The sequence below is a fragment of the Aquihabitans sp. G128 genome (genome assembly GCF_019048865.1).
Taxonomy (GTDB): domain Bacteria; phylum Actinomycetota; class Acidimicrobiia; order Acidimicrobiales; family Iamiaceae; genus Aquihabitans.
Genome location: NZ_CP077604.1, coordinates 438,712 through 459,216 on the forward strand (window position 1 = coordinate 438,712; position 20,505 = coordinate 459,216).

Consider the following 20,505-nt stretch of genomic DNA (forward strand, 5'->3'; position numbering starts at 1 on the left):
GCCTAGCGGGCCACCCAGAGGCCCAGCAGGGAGTGGCCGGTGGCCAGGCCCCGGCTGGGCTGCAGGTCGGCGTCGTCGTCAGCCGTCGGCTTGCTGGCGTCGGGGCCGGGCAGCGGCGGACCGAGGATGCCGTGGACGTCGGCGCCCTCGACGACGGCCCACGGCGTGTACCAGGACCAGGCGCCGTGGACCTGGGTGGCCATGCGCTTGTTGAGGTCCTGGTAGATGGCCTTGCGCTTGGCCGGGTCGGGCTCGGAGCGGCCCTCGTCGAGGAGCTTGTCGACCTCGTCGTCGCGGAAGCCGGCGAAGTTCACCAGGTTCGGGCTGAACTTCCCGTCGGTGGTGGTGCCGGAGTACCACCAGACGTAGTTCGAGTCGGGGTCGCCGCCCGGGAAGTTCCGGAACAGGGCGGCCTGGTACTTCTTGCCGATGGCGTCGTTGATGAGCGCGGCCTGGTCGCGCAGCACGATCTTGACGGTCATGCCCGCCGCCTCGGCCCGCTGCTGGATCAGCTCGGCCAGCCGCTTGGTGCTGGCGTCGGTGGTGCCCTCGAGGGTGAACTCGGCCTTCTTGCCGTCCTTCTCGTAGGCGGCCACCAGCTCCTTGGCTCCGGCGAGGTCGTAGGTCGGGAAGCCGGTGTCCTTGACGTAGGCCACCGAGTCCGGGGCGAAGGGGCCGATGGCCACGGTGGGCAGCCCGTTGTTCATGACCTGGTTGAGGGCGTCGTTGTCGACGGCCTTGGCCAGCGCCTGGCGCATGCGCAGGTCGTCGAACGGCGCCTTGGTGTGGTTGAGCTGGGTGAAGGTGACCTCGCCCTCGGCCTCGGACACCATCATGTTGAGCTTGCCGGCATCGCGGAGGTCCAGCAGCTTGGTGCCGATGTCCTTGGCGTCGGACGTGTGGGCGATGTTGACGTCGCCGCTCTCGAGCGCGTTGTCCCGCACGGTGCCGTCGACGATCGGGCGGAACTCGATGGAGTCGGCGTAGGGGTACGGCTTGCCGTCCGGCGCGATCTGCCAGTAGTCCGGGTTGCGCTTGGCGTCGAACTTCTGGTTCGGCGTCCAGCTCTGGAACACGAACGGCCCGGTGCCGATGGGCTTGGTGGCGCAGTCGTCCTTGGAGTCGAGCTGGGCCTGGGCCATGATCCCGAGGCGCGACGAGCTGTAGAGGTAGCTGGGGAACGCCACCCACGGCTTCTTGGTGGTGACCTTCACGTCGAGGTCGTCGACGGCGTCGACCTTGTCGATGTTGGCCAGCACGAACAGGAACAGCAGCGAGCTCCGGCCGGGGTACACGCCGCGGTACGCGTCGAGGTTGTTCTTCACGACCTGGGCCGTCAGGGGCGAGCCGTCGTGGAACTTCACGCCGTCGCGCAGCTCGATGTTCCACTCGGTGTAGTCGTCGTTGTGGGTGATCGCCTTCGCCAGGTAGGGCACGTAGTCGCCCTTGGAGTTCGGCACCGTCAGGGTGTCGTAGACCGCCCGCACCACCATCATCCCGGAGATGGCCAACTGGCCCTCGGAGAGGCAGAAGCCGCCACCGGTGTCGGCCTCGAGGCCGTAGACCAGCTTGCCGCCGCGCTTCGGCTCGCCCGCCTTGGCCAGGCCGGACTCGCCGGCGGCGGCGTCGAGCTCCTTGTCGGCGAGCTTCTCGCCGCCCTTCTTGGCGCCCTCCTTGGTGCCGCCGCAGCCGGCGGCGAGGAGGCTGACGGCGAGCACGCCGGCCACCAGTGCGGTGGTGCGACGGGACGGGGCGAGAGGTCGGCTTCGCATGGGTTCCCCTTGGGCAGCGGCGATGGCGGTGGACCGACCATATCGGTCACTGACTGACCCGGCCGTCAACCGCTCGGGCGACAGGCGCCGGGGAGGCGGTGGGCGATCACCGAAGGCATCGGGGTGCCGGAGCCGGCCGGTTCGGATGCCGCCGGTAGCTGGGCCATATGGCCCAAATCTGTCAAGTCGCCACGTCGTCATCCGATAGTGCGAGGGGGGAGACCCGCGAGCGTCCTGCGCCTCGCCGAGCGATCGGCGGGACCCGCTGGTCGCGTCGCTCGATCTGCGGTGTCGGAGGACGAACGGTGACCAAGAGATTCCCCATCCGGGCGAAGCTGGCCCTGGCGCTGTTCCTGCCCGTGCTGGCCATGTTCGCCGTCAGCATCTACGAGGTGGGCCAGGCCAACCGCCAGGTCGACCGGGTCCGGCAGGACACCGACCTCGCCGGTGCCGCCCTCGGCCCCGGTGGCCTCATCCGCTCGCTGCAGGACGAGCGCAACGACTCCGCCATCTCCGCCGTGGGCCTGCGCGCTTCGGCGGGGCTGGTCACCAAGGACCTGGCCGACTCCCGCCGCGTGGTCGACGACGCCGTCGCCGAGTTCCGCAGCTCGCTGGCCCAGAGCGGCGCCCAGGCCGAGGCGGTCTACCGACCGGCCCTCGACGCCTTCGACAAGACGGTCAAGGCCGCCCGGGCCGAGTACGACGACGCCCCGGGGAAGGCCAGCCTCGCTCGCCTGCCGCTGAGCAACCGGATGTGGGAGGCCTACTCGGTCCCGATCGACGCCCTCATCTCGGCCAACACGCGGCTGACGCTGCTGATCGACGACCCCGACCTGCGCAGCGCCGCCGAGGCGCTCGACGCGGTCAGCCGCCAGTTCGAGGACCTGGGCACCATGGTCCGCACCGGCATCATCTCCTCGCTCGGCGGCTCGAAGATCGAGGGCACCACCAAGAACGACGTGATCCGGGCCATCAGCCAGTTCGAGTCCGACAAGGTGCGGGTGACGCTCCTGGCCGCCGGGCCCTACCGGGCCCAGGCCGCCGGGCTGGCCGACAACTCGGCCTACCAGGACGCCATCGACCTGCTCCAGGCCTACATCGAGACCGACAAGCTCGACACCACCGGGATCATCTCGGCGGTGTCGCGCAAGCCCACCCCCAACCTCGACACCGTGAACACCGCGGTCACCAAGGCGCTGCGGGATCGCTCGGCCACCCTGCGCGACGATGCCCAGACCCGGCAGCGCACCTTCGTCGGCCTGGCCGTGCTGGTGCTCGTCGTGGGCGGCGCCTTCATGATCGTGGCGGCCCGGTCGGTCACCCGGCCGCTCCTGTCGCTCACCCGCCAGGCCGAGGACATGGCCAGCACCCGCCTGCCGGCCGCCGTGCAGGAGATCCTCGACACGCCGCTCGGCGAGGACGTGGTGATCCCCACGGTCGAACCGGTCGCGGTCAAGACGCGAGACGAGGTGCGCGAGGTGGCGGTGGCGCTGAACTCGGTGCAGTCCTCGGCCATCGACCTGGCCGTCGAGCAGGCGGTGCTGCGCCGCAACATCGCCGACTCGTTCGTGAACCTCGGGCGGCGGACCCAGAACCTCATCGGGCGCCAGCTCGACTTCATCACCGACCTCGAGCGCAACGAGACCGACCCCGCCACGCTCAACAACCTGTTCAAGCTCGACCACCTGGCCACCCGGGCCCGGCGCAACGCCGAGTCGCTCGTGGTGCTCGCCGGCCTGGCCACGCCCCGCACCTGGGCCGCACCCATCGCCATGGGCGACGTCATCCGGGCGGCGCTGAGCGAGGTCGAGGACTACCAGCGGGTGGAGATCCGCTCGGTGGGCGAGGCCACGGTGCCCGGTCGCACCGCCGCCGACCTGGTCCACCTGCTGGCCGAGCTCATCGAGAACGGCCTGTCGTTCTCGCCGCCCGGGCGTCCGGTCGAGGTCCACGGCCGGATGACCCGCAACGGCTACGTGCTGGCCGTGCTCGACCACGGCATCGGCATGACCGAGGAGGAGGTCGAGCTGGCCAACAACCGGCTGGCCGGCCGGGAGAGCTACACCGTGGCCCCGTCCCGCTACCTCGGCCACTACGTGGCCGGCAGCCTGGCCAGCCGCATCGGCGTGTCGGTCCGGCTCGACGAGTCGCCCACGGGCGGCATCGCCGCCAAGATCGTGCTGCCGCCCGACGTGCTCGAGCAGGCCCCGGAGCTGGCGGCCCAGCCGGCGCTCGCCGCCCCGCGGGAGCCCGCCGTCGAGGCCGACGCCGTCCCGACCCCCGCCCGGCAGCAGACCGTCGTGCCCGAGGCGCAGCCGGACCACGACGACGTGGCGCCACCCGCACCGGTCGGAGCCGCTCCTCCTGCTGCCTCCTCGCCGCCCCCGCTCGGCTTCGGCCCGACCACCGAGCACGGCCTGCGCAAGCGCGTGCGCCGCTCGAGCACCTCGTCCGACGACCCCACCGCGCCGCTCAGCCCGGTGGGCGTGGCGGCAGCAGCCATCCGAGCCAACGGCTCGGGGCCCAGCGCCAACGGGGCGAGCACGAACGGCTCGACGGCGAACGGCGCCGCGCCCCACGGTGCCAGCGCTGCGGCCCCGGCACCGACCCCGGCTCCGGTCGTGGACGGGCCGGCACCGACTCCGGTCGCCGAGCCGACGGCAGCCCCCGCTGCGCCGGAGCCGCCGGCCGAGCAGGCCGTGCCGCCGGTGCCGCCGGCCGTGCCCGCTGCCGCCCCGCCCGCTCCGCCTCGGACCGACCCCTGGGCCGCCGCGGTGGTCGACGCCGCCCCGACCCCGGCCCGGCCTGCGCCCGGTGGGCCCCACGCGGCGCCGGTCGCCCGGGCCACCGCCGGTTGGGGGACCGCAACCTGGCCCCCCGCCCCTGCGGCCGACCAGCCCGAGCCCGCCGCCCCGACACCTGCGGCCGAGGACGGGCCCGCCGGCGAGGACGCCACCACCGCCAACGGCCTGCGCAAGCGGGTGCCGGGCGACCAGCTGGCCGCCAGCTCGCTGAGCCCCATGATCCGCCGGGCGGCCATCCCCGCCGCCGGTGCCCCCGACCCCGCCGCCTCCACCGGGCGCGCCGGTGCCGAGAACCTCTTCTCCGTGCTGTCGAGCTTCGAGTCCGGCGTGCGGCGCGGCCACGACGACCTGGCCAAGGTGGCCACCCGGCCCGACGACCCCGACGCCGCCGGCAGCCCGGCCGCCCCGAACGAGCAGGAGGTGTGAGGTGACCATGGTCCTGAGCGCAGAGGCCCAGAACTTCAACTGGCTGATCGACAGCTTCGTCGACACCGCGGTGGGCGTCACCGACGCCGTCGCGGTGTCGAGCGACGGCCTGCTCATCGCCATGTCGAGGTCGCTCGGCCGCGAAGAGGCCGAGCACGTCTCGGCCATCGTCACCGGCTTCGTCAGCCTCGGCCAGAGCACCTCGGTGTGCTTCGGCTTCGACGGCCTGAACCAGGTCATCGTCGCCCTGAAGGGCGGCTACCTGTTCGTCTCGTCGATCTCCGACGGGAGCGCCCTCGGCGTGGTCGCCACGTCCGACTGCGACATCGGCCTCGTCGGCTACCAGACCACGCTGCTCGTCGAGCGGGCCGGCGCATCGCTGACCCCCGCCCTGATCACCGAGCTGCGGGGATCGGTCCTGACGTGACCGGTCGCGGCGGCCGGGCACGAGGGGGACCCGCCTCGCCATGAGCACGACCGGGCCCGAGGACGGCTTCATCCGTCCGTTCGTGATCACCGGTGGTCGGACCGCGCACCGCACCGACCTCCAGCTCGACACGTTGCTCTCCGCGGCACCCGCCCGCCGCCCGCGCCAGCTCGGCTTCGAGCACCGCGCGGTCATCGCCCTCTGCGAGCACCCCATCTCCATCGCCGAGCTGGCCACGTCGCTCGACCTCCCGGTCGGCGTCATCACCGTGGTCGTCGACGACCTGCTCGAGGCCGAGCAGGTCGTCGTGCACCGCAACCGATCGGCCACCGTCTCGGCCGACGTCCTCGAGAGGATCCTCAATGGCGTCCGCGCCCTCTGAAGCCCCACCGGCCCCGATCGAGGTGTCCGCCGTGAAGTTCGTCGTCGCCGGCGGCTTCGGCGTGGGCAAGACCACGTTCATCGGCGCGGTGTCCGAGGTCCGGCCCCTCACCACCGAGGCGGCCATGACCGCCGTCTCCGACGGCGTCGACGACACCACCCACGTCAGCGCGAAGACCACCACCACCGTGGCGCTCGACTTCGGCCGCATCAGCATCGACCCGACGCTGATCCTCTACCTGTTCGGGACCCCGGGCCAGGAGCGGTTCGGCTTCATGTGGGACGACCTGGCGGTCGGCGCAATCGGCGGCATCGCCCTCGTCGACACCCGCCGAATCGACGACTCGTTCGTGGCCATCGACTGGTTCGAGGCCCGCAAGGTCCCGTTCGTGGTCGGCGTCAACACCTTCGACGGCGCCGAGCGCTTCGCCATCGAGGAGATCCGCGAGGCCCTCGGCGTCGCCCCCGAGATCCCGGTCCTGCCGTGCGACGCCCGCTCCAAGGCCGAGGTCAAGGACGTCCTCGTCGCCCTCGTCGGCCACCTCGCCGCCGGCAGCGGCGTCACCCTCGACGCCTGACGCGAACTTGTCGCAGTTGGCCGACGCCACGGTCGACGACTGCGACGAGTTCCGGGGTTCGACGCCTGGCGCGCCGATCGCCGTCGGTGGCTGGCATGCTCGGGCGATGGCCATGTCGCTGACCCCCGCCCAAGCCCTCGACTGGATCTTCGCCGAGCCCCGCACGGCGAAGCTCGCCACGGTCACCAAGGACGGCTCGCCCCACGTCGCCCCGGTCTGGGTGGCGCGCGACGGCGACCGGCTGGTGTTCAACACCGGCGCCGACACCCTGAAGGGCCGGGCCCTCGCCCGGGACCCCCGGGTCTCGCTGTGCTTCGACGACGAGCGGCCGCCGTTCGCCTTCGTGATCGTGGCCGGCACCGCCGAGCTCAGCGAGGAGCCCGGTCCGCTGCTGCACTGGGCCACCGAGATCGCCGGCCGCTACATGGGCGCCGAGCAGGCCGAGGCCTTCGGGAGGCGCAACGGCGTCCCCGGCGAGCTGCTGGTGACGGTCACGCCCACCCGGATCACCGGCGCCCTCGACATCGCCGACTGAGCGACCTCAGTCGGCGGCGGTGGCCGGCACCCGGGCGGCGTCGGCGCCGAGGGGGGCGGCGGCGACCACGCGGTAGTGCTCGGGATCGAAGCGGCTGGTGCGCTTCCGGAAGACGAACGTGAAGGTGGGCCAGAGCAGCGTGTTGCGGCCCTGGCGGTCGAGGTACCAGCTCGAGCAGCCGCCGGTGTTCCACACCGTCGGGGCCAGCTGCTCCTGGACGCCGTCGTTGTAGGCCGCCTCCACCTCGGGCTTCACGTCGAGGACCGGCGTGCCGCGCTCGGCCATGGCGTCGAGGGCCTGGCGGATGTAGGCCACCTGCGACTCGATCATGAACACCATCGAGGTGTGGCCGAGCCCGGTGTTGGGCCCGACGATGAAGAACAGGTTCGGGAACCCGTGCACCGAGGTGCCCAGGAAGGCGCTCACCGAGGTGGCGTCCCACTGGTCGGCCAAGCGCACGCCGTCGGCGCCGTAGATGACCTGGGCCGCCGGCATCTCGGTGGCCTGGAACCCGGTGCCGAAGATGATGGTGTCCACCGGGTGCTCGGTGCCGTCGGTGGTGACGATGCTGTGGGCTCGCACCTCGGCGATGCCTGCGGTCTCGACGGTGACGTTGGGCTGGGTGAGCGCCGGGTAGTAGTCGTTGCTCAGCAGGATCCGCTTGCACCCCATGGTGTAGGTGGGCGTGAGCTTGCGGCGCAGCTCGGGGTCCTGCACCTGCCCGTGCAGGTGGGCCCTGGCGAAGCGCTCGGCTCGCTTCAGGATCTTGGGGTTCTTGGCGAAGCCGAAGACCGAGAGCTCCCGGGCCCAGTAGATGCTGGCCCGGGCCAGGCGCTGGGCGCCGGGGACGTGGCGGAAGAGGAAGCGCTCCACCGGCTTGAACGGTCGCGACCGCCGCTCCATGATCCAGGGCGGCGTGCGCTGGAACAGGGTGAGGTGGCCCACCTCGGGCTGGATCTCGGGCACGAACTGGATGGCCGAGGCCCCGGTGCCGATCACCGCCACCCGCTCGCCGGCGAGCTGGTGCTCGTGGTCCCACCGCGCCGAGTGGAACGTGGTCCCCTCGAAGTCCTCGATGCCGGGTACGTCGGGCACCTTGGGCTCGCTGAGCCCGCCGACGCCGGACACGACCACCTCGGCGGTGTAGGTGCCCTGCGAGGTGCGCACGTGCCAGCGCTGCTCGGCGTCGTCCCAGCGCGCCTCCTCCACCACGGTGTCGAAGCGGCAGTGGGGGAGGATCCCCTCCTTCGAGGCGACGTCCTTGAGGTAGTCCCAGATCTCGGGCTGCGGCGAGAACGTGTCGGACCACTCCGGGTTCTGGGCGAAGGAGAACGAGTACAGGAGGCTGGGGACGTCGCACGCGCAGCCCGGATAGGTGTTGTCGCGCCACGTGCCGCCCACCGCGGCGCCCCGCTCGAGGACGAGGAAGTCGTCCTGGCCGGCCCGCTTCAGGTTGGTGGCCATGCCGAGCCCGGCGAAGCCGGTGCCCAGGATGAGGACCCGGGCGTGGGTGGCGGTGGGCTCGGGCATCGGGGTCTTGGTCACCGGGCAGCTCCTCGCAGGGGATCGATCCTTGTTGATCGCCGGTCAACAAGGTAGTGGCGTTCTTGACCGGCAGTCAATAGAGTGGCGACGTGCCTCCCGCCGCCCGCACCCGTCGCAGCCCCGAGGCGCGACGGGCCCAGCTGCTGGAGCTCGGCGTGGAGCTGCTGGCCAGTCGGACGTCGCTCGACGACCTGCCGATGGACGAGCTGGCGGCCGCCGCCGGCATCTCCAAGGGCCTGGTCTTCCACTACTTCGGCTCCAAGCGCGACTTCCAGCTCGCCGTGGCCGAGGCCGCCGCCGACCAGTTCTTCGCCGTCACCGAGCCCGACCCGACGCTGGACCTGGACGCCCAGCTGGAGCAGAGCATCGAGGTGTTCGTGGCCTACGTGCGCGACCACCGCGACGCCTACGTGAACCTGGTGCGGGGGGCATCGAGCGGGGACGAGGCCATGCGGGCCCTGTTCGACCGCAGCCGGGGCCGGTTCGTGGGCCGCATCCTCGAGCGGCTGGGCGAGGCGGAGCCGAGCCCGCTCCTGCGCCTGGCGGTGCGCGGCTGGGTGGCGCTGGCCGAGGAGCTCACCCTGGCGTGGGCCGACGATCCCGAGGCCGACGGGGACGAGGTCCGCGTCCTGCTGCGCGACTCGCTGGCCCACGTCGTCCTGGTGGGCCTCACCGGGCAAGCCGTGATCCCCACCGTCACGCCGCCCTGAAGCACACGTTTGCCCAGGTCGTCCATGGGGCACGGTCCCCAAGCGTGAACCCGAGCCGACACCCCTTCGACCACCGAGGCCCCCTGCCGCTGGAGGTCGAGCGCGAGCGCTCCCACGTGGTGGTGCGCCCGGTGGGCGACCTCGACGCCGCGTCCTCCCCGGCCCTGCGGTCCTGCCTCGCCGGGCTGCTCGACTCCGGCGCCGACGACCTCGTCGTCGAGCTCGGCGCCGTGCCCTTCTGCGACTCCACCGGCCTCGGCGTCCTGGTGGGCGCCCACCGCCGGCTGGCGGTGTCCGGCGGTCACCTGGCCGTGGGCCACCCGCTCCCGCCGGTGCGCCACCTGCTCGAGATCAGCGGCCTCGACCGCGTCTTCGACGTCCGCTGACCGGCTGCGCTGCCGGCCAGCGGACGCCGCCGAGCGCTAGAGCGAGGTCTGCGTCCCGGCCTGCTTGCCGGGGAGCAGCGCCGCCACGGCGGTCACGATGCCGCCGGCGATGCCGAGGAAGTAGCCGAACTTCTGGCTGACCTTCACGTTGGACGGGAAGTTGTCCTTCACCAGGTCGACGATGCTGAGCCAGTCGCGGACCATGGTGCCGATGACGGCGACGCCGATGACGATGGCGGCGATCCGCATGATCGGGCGGGCCTTGCCGGTGAAGAGCAGCACGCCCACCACGAGGGCGGCCAGCCCGAGGACGAGGAGCAGGTACGGGTCCTTGGACTCGAAGCCGATCTTGTCGTCCGTGGCGAGCTGCCAGCCGGTGATGGTGTCGCTGGTCTGGTTGTTGCCGATCCAGGCGGTGAAGAGGCCGACGAGGGTGAGCACGCCGCCGACGAGGGCCGCGAGGCCGCCCAGGGGCGACGGGGCGGCGCTGGTGCTCGACGATGCGGGCGCCGGGGCGGGGGCGCCCCACTGCTGGGCGGCGGGCGGTTCACCCCAGCCCTGGGTGGGCGGCGCCTGTTGCGGCTGCTGCCAGGCCGGTGGTGCGGCGGGGGCCGCCGGCGGCGGGGTCCACGCCGGTGCCGCGGGCGGGGCCTGCGGCGCGTCGGCGGGCTGCCACGGTGCGGCGGGGGCCGCCGGGGGGCTCGTAGCTCGGCGGGGCCGGCGGCTCGTAGGCCGGCGCCGGGGGGGTGAAGACCTGCGTGGCGTCGTGCAGGCCCGGGTTGTCGACGCGGGTGGCGTCTTCCGGGGGCGCCGGTGCTGCGGGAGCGGCCGACGCCGCCGCATCGGCGCCGATCCGGGTGCCGCAGCTGGTGCAGAACGCTGCGCCGGCCGGCAGCGTTGCGCTGCAGTTCGGGCAGGACATGGTGTCGCTCACAGGGGGGTGGCCTCCTCGCCAGGTGGAACGGCCACAGTCTGCCCCGTCGGCGCAGGTCGCGGGTGCAAAGGCGCGGAGCAGGGCCCGGCGCGGCGGCCGGGCCCCGTCCTCGGCCTCAGCGGCTGCGGAGCTTGGAGAGCAGGCGCAGCAGCTCGAGGTACAGCCACACCAGGGTGAGGATCAGCCCGAAGGCGCCGTACCACTCCATGTAGCGGGGAGCGCCGGCCTTGACGCCCCGCTCGATGAAGTCGAAGTCGAGCAGGAGGTTGGAGGCGGCGATGCCGACCACCACGAGGCTGAAGAGGATGCCCACCGGGCCCGAGTCGTGGATGAAGGGCACGTCGGCGCCGAAGATGCGCAGCACCAGGGTGGCGAGGTACACGATGGCCACCGCACCGGTGGCGGCGAAGATGCCCTTGCGGAGCTTGTCGGTGACCCGGATGGTGCCGGTGGCGTAGAGCACCAGCATCATCGTGAACACGCCGACGGTGAGGCCGACGGCCTGGAGCACGATGCCGTCGTACTGCGCCTCGTAGACGTGGGAGATGGCGCCGACGACGATGCCCTGGGCCACCGAGTAGAGCGCCGCGGTGATCCGGGCGATCTTCGGCTTCATGATCGTGACGATGGCGAGGCCCAGGCCCACGAACAGCAGGGCGAAGATCCAGCCCGGCATGTCGGTGTTGGTGATGGGGCCCTGCGGCGTGTTGACCGTGGTCTCGGTGACCGACTGCCAGCCGAACCAGCCGGCGGTCACGAAGATGGCGAGCAGCACGGCGGCGGCGGACATGGTGCCGCCCATGCGCATGGTCTCGCCGCTGCTGTGGTCGAGCGGCGGCGCAGCCGGCGGCTGCTGCCACGTGGGCCGCTCCTGGCCGAGGGCGCCGGGCGGCGGGGGCAGGGTGGAACCGGAGGCGCCCTGGCCACCGAAGAGGCCGGGCGGGACCTCGTCGGCCGGGGAGCCGTAGCCGGGCTCGAAGCCGCCGGAGCGGCTGGCCTTGATCTCCCGCTGGAAGATCGCGTCGTTCAGCGCAGGGTTGCTCGATGGCATGGTCACAGTCTGCCCCAGGAGCAGGCGGTTCCGGCGTTCAGGGGACCCGGTTCACCCGGGATCGCGCTCCGGTGCGGCGGCGTCGTCGGCGTAGGTGGCCGCCAGGGCGCGGCCGAGGTCGCCGAGGCGGGCGCGCAGGGCGGCGGGCTCGGTGACCTCGAGGGAGCCGCCGAAGGCCGCGAGCTCGGCGGCGAGCGACTCGACCGAGTGGCCCCGGACCTCGATGGGCACCCGCTCGCCGGGCTCCGCCGGTCCGATCTGCAGCCGGGTGCCGAAGGCCATGCGGGCCCAGGGCACGTGGTCGGCGTCCACGCGGGCCCACGCCTCCACCGGGGTGCGGAGCCGGTCGACCTCGCCGGTGATGAGCCGCCAGGCGTCGGCGAGGTCGAAGCCCTCGGGGCGCACCACGCGGTCGCCGGTGGGCTCGACGGAGGTGGTGCGGTCGACGCGGAAGGTGCGCATGCCCGCCTCGGTGTCGGCCACGAGGTACCAGTTCTCGCCCTTCGACGCGAGCCCGAGCGGGTGCACCACCCGGCTGGTCTCGGCCCGGTCCCGGGCGACGTAGCCCAGGGTGAGCTGCTGGCCCTCGATGACCGCGTGCTGGATCGGGTCGAGCAGGGGAGGGGTGGGCGGCCCGCCGCCGCTCGGGCGGTCCCAGCCGCCGGGGTCGACCACGATGGCGCCCGACGCGGCCTGGGCGTCCTCCCGGAAGCCCTCGGGCAGGGCCCGCACCAGCTTGCGCAGGGCGGCCTTGACCTCGGGCGTGGCGCTGCTGGACGGCCCGGCCACCAGGAACAGGGCCCGGGCCTCGGGGCCGGTGAGCCCGCTCAGGTCGGTCTTGCCGCCGCCGGCCAGGCGCCAGCCGCCGTTGCGGCCCTGCACGGAGTAGATCGGCAGGCCGGCGATGCCCAGGGCGTCGAGGTCCCGGCGGGCGGTGCGCTCCGAGACCTCCAGCTCGTCGGCCACCTCGGACGCGGTGACCTGGCCGCGGGTCTGCAGCAGCAGGAGGATGGCGACGAGGCGGTCGGCACGCATGGGGCCAGTGTGCCCGGCGAAACCGGTCAGGGGCTGACCGGTTCACCGGGGCGTGGGCAAAACGGGACCAAGCCACCGCCCGGGGGCGGTGGCTCGGTTCGAGGTCTCGGTCGGCGCTGACCGAGAGAGGAGGTTCAGATCACGCGAACGTTCTGGGCTTCCTCGCCCTTGCGGCCGGGGGCGACGTCGAACTCGACCTGCTGGCCTTCGTCGAGGGTCTTGTAGCCGGAGCCCTGGATGTTGGAGAAGTGGACGAACACGTCGTCGCCCTGCTCCCGGGTGATGAAGCCGAAGCCCTTCTCAGCGTTGAAGAACTTCACGGTGCCAGTTGCCATGGTTGTATTTCTCTTCCTTTGTAGGGCCGATCCATGCGATCGGCCCGTTTGGAAAACCCTAACGGGAACGCATGCACAGTGCAGCACGTTCGGTCAAGTTCGCCCGGATGGCCGGTCGAGACCCCCGCTGACCTGCGGTTCTCGCCGGGCTGCGACGCCGCCGGGCCGACGGGACCAGACTGCGAACCCCGTCCGCGACCCACCGAGCACCGCGAGGCCGCCCATGCCCGAGCGCACCGCCACCGACCCCGCGTGGGCGCCCCACCTGCCGGCGGGGATGGCCCCCGACGCGGTCGACCTCGGCGCCGGGAGCAGCCTCACGGGCCGCTGGCTGGCGCAGTGGGGCGCCGACCCGGGGCGGCCCGCCCTGGTGGCCGGCGACGGCGAGGAGGTGTCGGGCGCCGAGCTCGAGGCTCGGTCGCGAGCCGCGGCCGCTCGCCTCGCGGCGCACGGGCTGGTGCGGGGCGACCGCGTGCTGGTGAGCGCAGCGACGTCGGTCGACCTGGTGGTCGCCTACGTGGGCGCGCTCCGGCTCGGGCTGGTGGTGGTGCCGGTCAACACCGCGTACCGGGCCCGCGAGGTGGCCCACGTCGTGGCCGATGCCGCGCCGCGCGCCGCGCTCGTCGACGACGCCGAGCGGGCGGGCTGGGTGGCCGAGGCGGCGGGGGATCGGCCGATCCCGGTGCTCGGCGTCGAGGTGGCCGGGCCGACGGCGCCCACCCCCGAGCTCGGCGCGTGCGTCGGAGACGACCCGGCGCTGATGCTCTACACGTCCGGCACCACCGGCCTGCCCAAGGGCGCGCCGCTGTCGCACGGGAACCTGCTGGCCAGCGCCCTGGCGGTGGGCCTGGCCTGGCGGTGGACGCCGGAGGATCGGTTGGTCCTGGCCCTGCCGCTCTTCCACCTCCACGGCCTCGGGGTCGGCCTGCACGGCACCTTCGCCGCCGGCGCCACCGCCATCCTCCGCCCCGGCTTCGAAGCCGGCGACGTCCTCGACGCGGCGGCGGCCCACCGGGCATCGCTCTTCTTCGGCGTGCCCACGATGTACGCCCGGTTGGCCCGGTCCGGCCGGCTCTCGGAGCTGGCCCGCCTGCGGCTCTGCGTGTCCGGCTCGGCGCCGCTGCCGGCGGAGCTGCACGAGCAGGTGGCGGTCGAGGGCGGCCAGCGCATCGTCGAGCGGTACGGCATGACCGAGACGGTGATGAACGTCTCGAACCCGCACGACGGCGAGCGTCGCCCGGGCACGGTGGGCCTCCCGCTGCCCGGGGTGGAGCTGCGCCTCGCCGCCGGCAGCGGGGAGATCGAGCTGCGGGGCCCGAACGTGTTCGCCGGCTACTGGCAGCGCCCGGAGGCCACCGCAGCCTCGTTCGACGACAGGTGGTTCCGCACGGGCGACGTGGGCCAGCTCGACGACGACGGCTACCTGCGCATCGTCGGGCGCAGCAAGGAGCTGATCATCAGCGGCGGCTACAACGTGTACCCGCGGGAGGTGGAGGACGTGCTGCGGGCCCACCCCGGCGTGGCCGACGTCGCCGTGGTCGGCGCGCCCGACCCCGAGTGGGGCGAGGTGGTGGTGGCCCACGTCGAGGCCGCCGAGGCCGGCGTCGACGAAGCCGCCCTGCTCGCCTTCGGCCGAGAGCGCCTGGCGCCCTACAAGCGCCCGAAGCGGGTGGTCTTCACCGATGCCCTGCCGCGCAACGCCCTCGGCAAGGTCGTCAAGGGCGACCTCCCGGGCTGAGCGCTCGCCGCCCTCGTGGGCAGCGGTCCCCACCGCTCGTCCGGGTCTCGTCAGGGTCTGGTCAGGCATCGCCGGAAGCGATGGGTGGTGCGCGTGGCATCCCTTGACACGATTGGTTCAATGGGGGCGTGAACGCTCCCCGCGCCGCCGCCCGCACCCAGCCCCCGTGGGGCCGGCTCCTGCTCCGAGGCGTGCGCAAGCAGTGCCCGAACTGCGGTGGCCACCCCGTCTACGACACGTGGTTCCGCATGAAGGACCGCTGCCCCGACTGCGGCCTGCGCTTCGAGCGCGAGCCGGGCTTCTTCGTCGGGGCGTACCTCATCAACCTGGCGGTGGCCTTCACGCTGCTGTTCGTGCTGTGCATGGTCTACGTGGGGTGGAAGGCGGCCAACCCCGATGCCGGCGTGCTCGTGCCCATCTCGGTGATGGTGGCCGTGGGCATCCTGGCGCCGCCGTTCTTCTACCCGTACTCCCGCACGGTCTGGTCGGCCATCGACATCGGGATGGCCCCGCTCGAGCCGGCCGAGGAGGCCGACGCCGCCGCCGCCCTCGCCGCCAGCCGCGGCGACGCCCCGCCCGAGCCCGGCATCGACGCCGAGCGCCGCCCCTGAGCGAACCGGGTTGGGATCCGGCCGCCATGGCGACCAGGTCCCAACCCGGTTCGAGGGTGGGCGGGTCGAGGTGGCCGGTTGGGGGGTCGGGGCCGCGGGCCTGGCATCCTGGGCGGCCGAGGTCGGACGAGGTCGAGACGAGCCGTGGCACACGAGGACGACATGGGCGCCCGGCTCCGGGCCGCCACCGAGCTGCTGGAGGCGGTCAACGCCGACCGGACGCTGCTCGACGGGCTCACCGACGCCGAGCGCGTGCGCCTCGTGCAGGCGGCGGGCGACGTCTTCAGCCCCGACGTCGAGGAGCGGCGCAAGCTGGCCAAGGCCCGCCGCAAGGCGGCACGCGCCGAGAAGCTGGCCCGTGACGAGGCCGTGCTCGACGGCACGGGCATCCGCCGGCTGCGAGCCAAGCCGGTCTTCACCACCCCGAACGTGTTCCCGCCCGACGGCTTCGCCCAGGCGGACGTGCCCGACGGCGAGGTGCCCTTCCGAGAGGTGCGCGAGCCCCAGCACTGCTACATCTGCAAGCAGAAGTACGACCTCGTCCACCACTTCTACGACCAGCTCTGTCCGCCGTGCGCGGCGCTCAACCACCGCAAGCGCACCGAGACGGCCGACCTCTCCGGGCGGGTGGCCCTGCTCACCGGCGGACGGGTCAAGATCGGCTACCAGGCGGGCATCAAGCTCCTGCGGGCCGGCGCCGAGCTGATCGTCACCACCCGCTTCCCCCGGGACTCCGCCCAGCGCTACGCGTCGGAGCCGGACTTCGCCGACTGGGGCCACCGCCTGGAGATCTACGGGCTGGACCTGCGCCACACGCCGAGCGTCGAGGACCTGTGCCACCACCTGGCGTCGACCCGGGAGCGGCTCGACTACGTCGTCAACAACGCCTGCCAGACGGTGCGGCGCCCGCCGGAGTTCTACGCCCACATGATGGAGCTCGAGCGGGCGGCGCACGGCGCGCTGCCGGGACCCGTGCAGGCGCTGCTCGGCGGCGTCGACGGGCTGCGCGGCGCCGACCTGGTGGCCGATGCGCCCGCCGACCTGCTGGCGAGCACCTCGGCGGCGCTCGGCTCGTCGCCGGCCGAGCTCTCCCAGGCGGCCCTGCTGCCCGAGGAGCACGCCGGTGCCCAGGGCCACCTGTTCCCCGACGGCCGCCTCGACCAGGACCTGCAGCAGGTCGACCTGCGCGACCGGAACTCGTGGCGGCTGACCCTCGCCGAGGTGTCGTCGGTGGAGCTGCTCGAGACCCAGCTGGTGAACGCAGTGGCGCCCTTCGTCCTCAACGCCCGGCTCAAGCCGCTCATGCTGCGCACCCCCGAGCGGGACAAGCACATCGTGAACGTGTCGGCGGTGGAGGGCCAGTTCTACCGGCGCTTCAAGACGACCAAGCACCCGCACACCAACATGGCCAAGGCGGCCCTGAACATGATGGCGCGCACCTCGGCCGCGGAGTACGAGGCCGACGGCATCCACATGAACTCGGTCGACACCGGGTGGGTCAGCGACGAGGACCCGGTGGCGGTGGCGGCCCGCAAGACCGCCGAGCACCGGTTCCACCCGCCCCTCGACATCGTCGACGGCGCGGCGCGCATCGTCGACCCGATCATCGACGGCCGCAACACCGGCATCCACGTGTGGGGCCAGTTCCTGAAGGACTACGCGCCCACCGACTGGTGAGGCGGGCCGGCGCGCCGGATCGGCTTCCCGGCGCAGCGGGGTGCTCCGCTAAGGTGCACCGGCCTGGCGGCGTGGCCGAGTGGCTTAGGCAAGGGACTGCAAATCCCTGTACGGGGGGTTCGATTCCCCCCCGCCGCCTCCAGCGCCGAGCGCCCCCCTGATCTGGTGAAACCACCTGGTCAGGGGGCGCTTGTCGGTGTCGTCCATCGTCATCCGGGGGCGCCCATCTACCAGCGGCGGCATCGAACCTGAGAGGGTGTCCGCGTGCAGGTCGAACCAGAGGACGTGGTGGTGGAGCTGGCGAGCACCGCCGAGCTCCGCGCCCTGCCGGCGTCGACCCAGGGCATGCTCCGATCCTGGGTGGTCGGGGCCGTCGGCGACGACGTCTGGGAGCGCATGGTGACGCTGCGCGTGCGCGCCGACGGGGAGATCGCCATCCGGCTGTACTCGGTCGCCGACGACGGCGGCTACATCATCGACCTGCCGACGGGGACCGTGGCCCAGGAGGACCTCGTGGCCCGGGCCTCCGGCCCGTTCCCCCTCCACGTCATGGGCTTCATCCGCCCCTGAGCCGGCGCCCGCGCTCGGGCCTGAAGTTGTCGCACTTCCGCACGCATGCGGTGCAGAAGTGCAACAGGTCGGGGGCTCGGACGGGGTGGGGCGGGCGGCAGCTCAGCGGGTGGCGCGGCGCAAGGCCCGGAGGGTGGCGGCGAGGTCGTCGTCGTCGTTCCAGCCGTGGGGCGAGAAGCGCACGGCCCCGGACCAGGCCGCGGCCACCACGCCGTGGGTGACCAGCCGGTCGACCAGCTCGTCGGCGTCGACGGTGGGGAAGCGGGCAGCCACCAGCGACGAGCGAGCGCCGGCGGACCGGTCGGAGAGCACCGTGGCGCCGAGGTCCCGCAGGCCGTCGACGAGGGCGTCGCACCACGCGTCGACGTGGGCCCAGATCTGGGCGGTGCCGGCGCCGGCCAGCAGGTCGGCCGAAGCGCCGAGGCCGCCCGTGCTGCCCACCGCCGAGGTGCCCCCCTCGAAGCGGCGGCCGGTGGGGTCGAGGTCGAGGTCGAGGACGTAGCGGCCGTCGGCGTCGACGGCGTAGGAGCGGTAGCCGGGCTGGAGCGTCCGCAGCTCGGCGCGCAGCGCCGCGGTGGTGTGGAGCAGCCCGATGCCCTCGGGCCCGAGCAGCCACTTCTGGGCGCCGGCGGCGGCGGCGTCGACGCCCCAGTCGGCCAGGTGGACGGGCCGGACGCCGGCGCCCTGGATGACGTCGGCCACCAGGAGGGCGCCGTGGGCGTGGGCCGCCTCCGCCAGGGCGGCGAGGTCGTGGCGGAAGCCCCGGGCGTGGTGGACCCAGGCGACGACGACCACGCGGGCCCGCCCTCGGGACGCAGCGAGGGCGGCCTCGACGTCGGCGACGGCCACCGCGGCCGTGTCCGGGTCGGCGGCCACGCGGATCAGCTCGACGCCCAGGTCCGCCAGCGCGGCCCACGGGGCGGTGGTGAGCGGGTGGTCCCGGTCGATCACCACCACCTGGTCGCCCGGCGCCCAGCGGAGGCCGTTGGCCACCAGGGCCAGCCCCTCGGTGGTGTTGCGCACGAAGGTGAGGTCGTCGGCGGTGCTGCCGAGCAACCCGGCGCAGGTGCGCCGCACGTCCTCGGCCCGCTCGGTGCGGGCCGCCTGGGAGGTGGACCCGAGCATGGTGGCGGCGGAGGCGTCGCGGGCCACGGCGTGGGCCACCACCGTCGGCGGCGCCGCCACGCGCGTGGTTGAGGTAGCGGTAGCGGTCGGCCACCGGGAACTGCTCGCGGGGGAGCGGAGGCGTGCTCATCCCTCGTCGTCGATGAGCTGCTCGATGATCGGCAGGGTGCGCATCCGGATCTGCTCGGTCAGGGCGATCTGGGTGGACGTGCGCATGATGCCGGAGACGTCGAGCACGGCGTTGAGGACCGACTGGAGGTGCTCGTTGGTGCGGGCCACGACGCGGCAGTGCAGGTCGCCCGGACCGGTGGTGGAGTGGGCCTCGGTGACCTCCGGGATGTTGCGGAGGTGGGCGATGACGTCGTCGAGGCGGCCCTGGGCGATCTCGAGCTGGACGAAGGCCATGACGTCGTAGCCGAGGGTGGCGAGGTGCAGGTCGGGGTCGAAGCCGGTGACGACGCCCCGGGTCTGGAGCTTGTCGAGGCGGGCCTGCACCGTGCCCCGGGCCACCTGGAGCTGGCGGGCCAGCTCCATGACGCCCGCACGGGGTGCGCGGCTGATGGCCACCAGGAGGCGGGCGTCGAGCTCGTCGATTCCGGTGGGGAGCATGGGCCAGAACGTACCGGAGGCCGGCCGGTGGGTCAGCCCGGGGGGACGGTGGTGGTGCTGAGGGCGGTGTCCTGGCGGATGCAGGTCCGGACCGCGGTGGCGAAGTCGTCGAAGCCGGGCTTCTCGGTGGGCAGGCCGGAGCCGTCGGTCCCCGAGAGCAGGTCGGCGATGTCGACGCTGGTCTTGCGGCTCACGCACTCGGCCTGGTCCTGCTCCCACTTGATGCTCAGCAGGTAGGCCTCGTTGGCCTTGCGCCGAGCCGCGGAGCGGGCGGCGGCCGGGGCATCGGCGCGGGCGCCGTCGCTGCCCGAGCCCGACGAGCACGCGGCCAGGGCGGTGGCGGGGACGGCCAGCGCCACGGCGAGGGCGAGGGTGCGGCCGGCGCGCCGACGGCGGCGCAGGGGTTCGGGTTGGTGTCGCATCGCGTCCTCCTGGAGGTCGATCACGAGCCCAGCCATCGTGGCACGGTGGGGGTCGGTCGACCGGACCGCTGGTCCCTACCCATCAGCCGGTGGTGGTGGTCGGGGCCGCCGTGGTGCTGGTGGCGCCGCCCGTGGTGGTGGTCTCCGGCGCGTCGGGGTCGGCCACGCAGGCCACGACGGCGGCGCTGTAGTCGGCCATCGCCGCGCTGTCGGCCTCGAGGCCGTTGGTGCGGTCGAGGGCGACGAGGGTCTGCTCGTCGACGCGCTCGAGGATGCAGTTCGACTGGGCGGCGGAGAAGGAGCGCAGGCGTTGCTCGATGCGGTCCCGCCGCTCCTTGGCCGGGTCGGGCTTGGGATCGCTGCACCCGGCGACGAGCAGGGCGGCCGCCACGAGCGCGGCCGCCGGTGCGGCCGTGCGCCGGCGGGCGCGGCGCGGCGAGGTCACGAGATGCAGTCCTTGGCGGCGTCGCGGTACGCCTGGCCCTCGGTGAGGGCCTGCACGTCGGCGGCCTCGACCACGGTCTCCGCGCCCAGGTCGTCGGTGATGCACGCCGCCTGCTCGGCCGTCAGCCCGAAGTCCCGCAGGACCTCGATGGAGCGCTTCCGCAGGCCCGCGGACTCCGGGTCCTTCGAGTCGCTGCTCCCCCCGCACCCGGCGAGGGCGACGGCGAGGGCCAGCGCGACGGCGGTGGCTCGAAGCGGGTGGCGCACGGGTGCTCCAGGAGGTGGCGGGCGGGGGGGCGGGTCGTTCCCCGGCATCCTCCCACGCTGCCGCGACCGGGCGGCGCACCCCCGCCCGGTCTGGCCCCTCGACCTGCCGGTTTGCGTGGCGAG

The 20,505-nt window shown here is 73.3% G+C and carries 23 protein-coding genes and 1 tRNA gene; 12 read left to right on the forward strand and 12 right to left on the reverse strand.

From position 1 onward, the window contains the following. Positions 1 to 2: 2 nt before the first annotated feature. Positions 3 to 1,772 carry an ABC transporter substrate-binding protein gene (locus KSP35_RS02010; RefSeq protein WP_216998579.1) on the reverse strand — a complete coding sequence of 590 codons (1,770 nt, stop codon included), beginning with the start codon at positions 1,770 to 1,772 and terminating at the stop codon, positions 3 to 5. Positions 1,773 to 2,077: 305 nt separating this feature from the next. Between KSP35_RS02010 and KSP35_RS02015 the strand changes: the two genes are divergently transcribed. From KSP35_RS02015 to KSP35_RS02035, 5 genes are all read left to right on the forward strand, one after another. Continuing rightward, positions 2,078 to 5,002, forward strand: coding sequence for a nitrate- and nitrite sensing domain-containing protein (locus tag KSP35_RS02015; protein WP_216998580.1), 2,925 nt, complete (start codon positions 2,078 to 2,080; stop codon positions 5,000 to 5,002). 7 nt (positions 5,003 to 5,009) lie between these two features. Beyond that, positions 5,010 to 5,429 carry a roadblock/LC7 domain-containing protein gene (locus KSP35_RS02020; protein WP_254127150.1) on the forward strand — a complete coding sequence of 140 codons (420 nt, stop codon included), beginning with the start codon at positions 5,010 to 5,012 and terminating at the stop codon, positions 5,427 to 5,429. A gap of 40 nt (positions 5,430 to 5,469) precedes the next feature. Further along, the gene (locus tag KSP35_RS02025) at positions 5,470 to 5,811 is read left to right on the forward strand and encodes a DUF742 domain-containing protein (protein WP_216998582.1); all 342 of its coding nucleotides are present in this window, start codon (positions 5,470 to 5,472) and stop codon (positions 5,809 to 5,811) included. After that, the gene (locus KSP35_RS02030) at positions 5,792 to 6,388 is read left to right on the forward strand and encodes an ATP/GTP-binding protein (RefSeq protein WP_216998583.1); all 597 of its coding nucleotides are present in this window, start codon (positions 5,792 to 5,794) and stop codon (positions 6,386 to 6,388) included. The genes KSP35_RS02025 and KSP35_RS02030 overlap by 20 nt, the downstream gene beginning before the upstream one ends. A 106-nt stretch (positions 6,389 to 6,494) precedes the next feature. Next, positions 6,495 to 6,923, forward strand: a complete 429-nt coding sequence (locus KSP35_RS02035) for a PPOX class F420-dependent oxidoreductase (RefSeq protein ID WP_216998584.1) — start codon at positions 6,495 to 6,497, stop codon at positions 6,921 to 6,923. A 6-nt stretch (positions 6,924 to 6,929) separates the two neighbouring features. On the opposite strand, the gene KSP35_RS02040 is transcribed toward KSP35_RS02035, so the two are convergent. Continuing rightward, positions 6,930 to 8,453 carry a flavin-containing monooxygenase gene (locus tag KSP35_RS02040; RefSeq protein WP_371748940.1) on the reverse strand — a complete coding sequence of 508 codons (1,524 nt, stop codon included), beginning with the start codon at positions 8,451 to 8,453 and terminating at the stop codon, positions 6,930 to 6,932. A gap of 104 nt (positions 8,454 to 8,557) precedes the next feature. On the opposite strand from KSP35_RS02040, the gene KSP35_RS02045 reads away from it, so the two are divergent. Continuing rightward, positions 8,558 to 9,178, forward strand: coding sequence for a TetR/AcrR family transcriptional regulator (locus KSP35_RS02045; RefSeq protein WP_216998586.1), 621 nt, complete (start codon positions 8,558 to 8,560; stop codon positions 9,176 to 9,178). A gap of 44 nt (positions 9,179 to 9,222) precedes the next feature. Beyond that, positions 9,223 to 9,564: an STAS domain-containing protein gene (locus KSP35_RS02050; protein WP_216998587.1), complete on the forward strand. Its 342-nt coding sequence runs from the start codon at positions 9,223 to 9,225 to the stop codon at positions 9,562 to 9,564. 36 nt (positions 9,565 to 9,600) lie between these two features. Here the strand turns inward: KSP35_RS02050 and KSP35_RS02055 are convergent, their stop codons facing one another. The 5 genes from KSP35_RS02055 to KSP35_RS02075 all read right to left on the reverse strand — a co-directional run bounded on the left by KSP35_RS02055 (position 9,601) and on the right by KSP35_RS02075 (position 12,919). Further along, positions 9,601 to 10,005 carry a hypothetical protein gene (locus tag KSP35_RS02055; protein WP_216998588.1) on the reverse strand — a complete coding sequence of 135 codons (405 nt, stop codon included), beginning with the start codon at positions 10,003 to 10,005 and terminating at the stop codon, positions 9,601 to 9,603. 106 nt (positions 10,006 to 10,111) lie between these two features. Further along, positions 10,112 to 10,498: a zinc-ribbon domain-containing protein gene (locus KSP35_RS02060; protein ID WP_216998589.1), complete on the reverse strand. Its 387-nt coding sequence runs from the start codon at positions 10,496 to 10,498 to the stop codon at positions 10,112 to 10,114. A gap of 115 nt (positions 10,499 to 10,613) precedes the next feature. Continuing rightward, positions 10,614 to 11,549, reverse strand: coding sequence for a Bax inhibitor-1/YccA family protein (locus KSP35_RS02065; RefSeq protein ID WP_216998590.1), 936 nt, complete (start codon positions 11,547 to 11,549; stop codon positions 10,614 to 10,616). A 51-nt stretch (positions 11,550 to 11,600) separates the two neighbouring features. Then, complete coding sequence (locus KSP35_RS02070; RefSeq protein ID WP_216998591.1) at positions 11,601 to 12,584, reverse strand: YafY family protein; 984 nt, start codon at positions 12,582 to 12,584, stop codon at positions 11,601 to 11,603. 134 nt (positions 12,585 to 12,718) lie between these two features. After that, a complete protein-coding gene (locus KSP35_RS02075; protein WP_216998592.1) occupies positions 12,719 to 12,919 on the reverse strand; it encodes a cold-shock protein in 201 nt (66 codons plus the stop codon). Between the two features lie 223 nt (positions 12,920 to 13,142). Between KSP35_RS02075 and KSP35_RS02080 the strand changes: the two genes are divergently transcribed. The 5 genes from KSP35_RS02080 (at position 13,143) to KSP35_RS02100 (ending at position 17,515) form a co-directional block, all read left to right on the forward strand. After that, complete coding sequence (locus KSP35_RS02080; RefSeq protein ID WP_216998593.1) at positions 13,143 to 14,657, forward strand: AMP-binding protein; 1,515 nt, start codon at positions 13,143 to 13,145, stop codon at positions 14,655 to 14,657. Between the two features lie 128 nt (positions 14,658 to 14,785). Continuing rightward, the gene (locus tag KSP35_RS02085) at positions 14,786 to 15,268 is read left to right on the forward strand and encodes a DUF983 domain-containing protein (RefSeq protein ID WP_216998594.1); all 483 of its coding nucleotides are present in this window, start codon (positions 14,786 to 14,788) and stop codon (positions 15,266 to 15,268) included. A gap of 162 nt (positions 15,269 to 15,430) precedes the next feature. Then, positions 15,431 to 16,945 carry an SDR family NAD(P)-dependent oxidoreductase gene (locus KSP35_RS02090; protein ID WP_217002059.1) on the forward strand — a complete coding sequence of 505 codons (1,515 nt, stop codon included), beginning with the start codon at positions 15,431 to 15,433 and terminating at the stop codon, positions 16,943 to 16,945. Positions 16,946 to 17,010: 65 nt separating this feature from the next. After that, positions 17,011 to 17,087, forward strand: a tRNA-Cys gene (locus tag KSP35_RS02095). 122 nt (positions 17,088 to 17,209) lie between these two features. After that, entirely contained in the window at positions 17,210 to 17,515 is a 306-nt protein-coding gene (locus KSP35_RS02100; RefSeq protein ID WP_216998595.1) for a hypothetical protein, read from the forward strand. 102 nt (positions 17,516 to 17,617) lie between these two features. Here the strand turns inward: KSP35_RS02100 and KSP35_RS02105 are convergent, their stop codons facing one another. The 5 genes from KSP35_RS02105 to KSP35_RS02125 form a co-directional block, all read right to left on the reverse strand. Further along, positions 17,618 to 18,700, reverse strand: a complete 1,083-nt coding sequence (locus KSP35_RS02105) for an aminotransferase class V-fold PLP-dependent enzyme (RefSeq protein WP_216998596.1) — start codon at positions 18,698 to 18,700, stop codon at positions 17,618 to 17,620. A 66-nt stretch (positions 18,701 to 18,766) separates the two neighbouring features. Then, a complete protein-coding gene (locus KSP35_RS02110) occupies positions 18,767 to 19,249 on the reverse strand; it encodes an Lrp/AsnC family transcriptional regulator (protein WP_216998597.1) in 483 nt (160 codons plus the stop codon). 32 nt (positions 19,250 to 19,281) lie between these two features. Continuing rightward, positions 19,282 to 19,707 carry a hypothetical protein gene (locus KSP35_RS02115; RefSeq protein ID WP_216998598.1) on the reverse strand — a complete coding sequence of 142 codons (426 nt, stop codon included), beginning with the start codon at positions 19,705 to 19,707 and terminating at the stop codon, positions 19,282 to 19,284. Between the two features lie 46 nt (positions 19,708 to 19,753). Further along, complete coding sequence (locus KSP35_RS02120) at positions 19,754 to 20,116, reverse strand: hypothetical protein (RefSeq protein ID WP_216998599.1); 363 nt, start codon at positions 20,114 to 20,116, stop codon at positions 19,754 to 19,756. Next, positions 20,113 to 20,430 (reverse strand): hypothetical protein, encoded by a 318-nt coding sequence (locus tag KSP35_RS02125; RefSeq protein ID WP_216998600.1) that lies wholly within the window; start codon positions 20,428 to 20,430, stop codon positions 20,113 to 20,115. Before KSP35_RS02125 ends, KSP35_RS02120 begins: the two co-directional genes overlap by 4 nt. Between the last annotated feature and the right edge of the window lie 75 nt (positions 20,431 to 20,505).

What these genes read in the sequence shown, in the direction of transcription:
- KSP35_RS02035 (WP_216998584.1), top strand. Translation starts at nt 6,495, where the DNA reads ATGGCCATGTCGCTGACCCCCGCCCAAGCCCTCGACTGGATCTTCGCC.
- KSP35_RS02080 (WP_216998593.1), top strand. Translation starts at nt 13,143, where the DNA reads ATGCCCGAGCGCACCGCCACCGACCCCGCGTGGGCGCCCCACCTGCCG.
- KSP35_RS02020 (WP_254127150.1), top strand. Translation starts at nt 5,010, where the DNA reads ATGGTCCTGAGCGCAGAGGCCCAGAACTTCAACTGGCTGATCGACAGC.
- KSP35_RS02010 (WP_216998579.1), bottom strand. Translation starts at nt 1,772, where the DNA reads ATGCGAAGCCGACCTCTCGCCCCGTCCCGTCGCACCACCGCACTGGTG.
- KSP35_RS02065 (WP_216998590.1), bottom strand. Translation starts at nt 11,549, where the DNA reads ATGCCATCGAGCAACCCTGCGCTGAACGACGCGATCTTCCAGCGGGAG.
- KSP35_RS02075 (WP_216998592.1), bottom strand. Translation starts at nt 12,919, where the DNA reads ATGGCAACTGGCACCGTGAAGTTCTTCAACGCTGAGAAGGGCTTCGGC.
- KSP35_RS02030 (WP_216998583.1), top strand. Translation starts at nt 5,792, where the DNA reads ATGGCGTCCGCGCCCTCTGAAGCCCCACCGGCCCCGATCGAGGTGTCC.
- KSP35_RS02040 (WP_371748940.1), bottom strand. Translation starts at nt 8,453, where the DNA reads ATGCCCGAGCCCACCGCCACCCACGCCCGGGTCCTCATCCTGGGCACC.
- KSP35_RS02025 (WP_216998582.1), top strand. Translation starts at nt 5,470, where the DNA reads ATGAGCACGACCGGGCCCGAGGACGGCTTCATCCGTCCGTTCGTGATC.
- KSP35_RS02090 (WP_217002059.1), top strand. Translation starts at nt 15,431, where the DNA reads ATGGGCGCCCGGCTCCGGGCCGCCACCGAGCTGCTGGAGGCGGTCAAC.
- KSP35_RS02110 (WP_216998597.1), bottom strand. Translation starts at nt 19,249, where the DNA reads ATGCTCCCCACCGGAATCGACGAGCTCGACGCCCGCCTCCTGGTGGCC.
- KSP35_RS02115 (WP_216998598.1), bottom strand. Translation starts at nt 19,707, where the DNA reads ATGGCTGGGCTCGTGATCGACCTCCAGGAGGACGCGATGCGACACCAA.
- KSP35_RS02070 (WP_216998591.1), bottom strand. Translation starts at nt 12,584, where the DNA reads ATGCGTGCCGACCGCCTCGTCGCCATCCTCCTGCTGCTGCAGACCCGC.
- KSP35_RS02125 (WP_216998600.1), bottom strand. Translation starts at nt 20,430, where the DNA reads ATGCCGGGGAACGACCCGCCCCCCCGCCCGCCACCTCCTGGAGCACCC.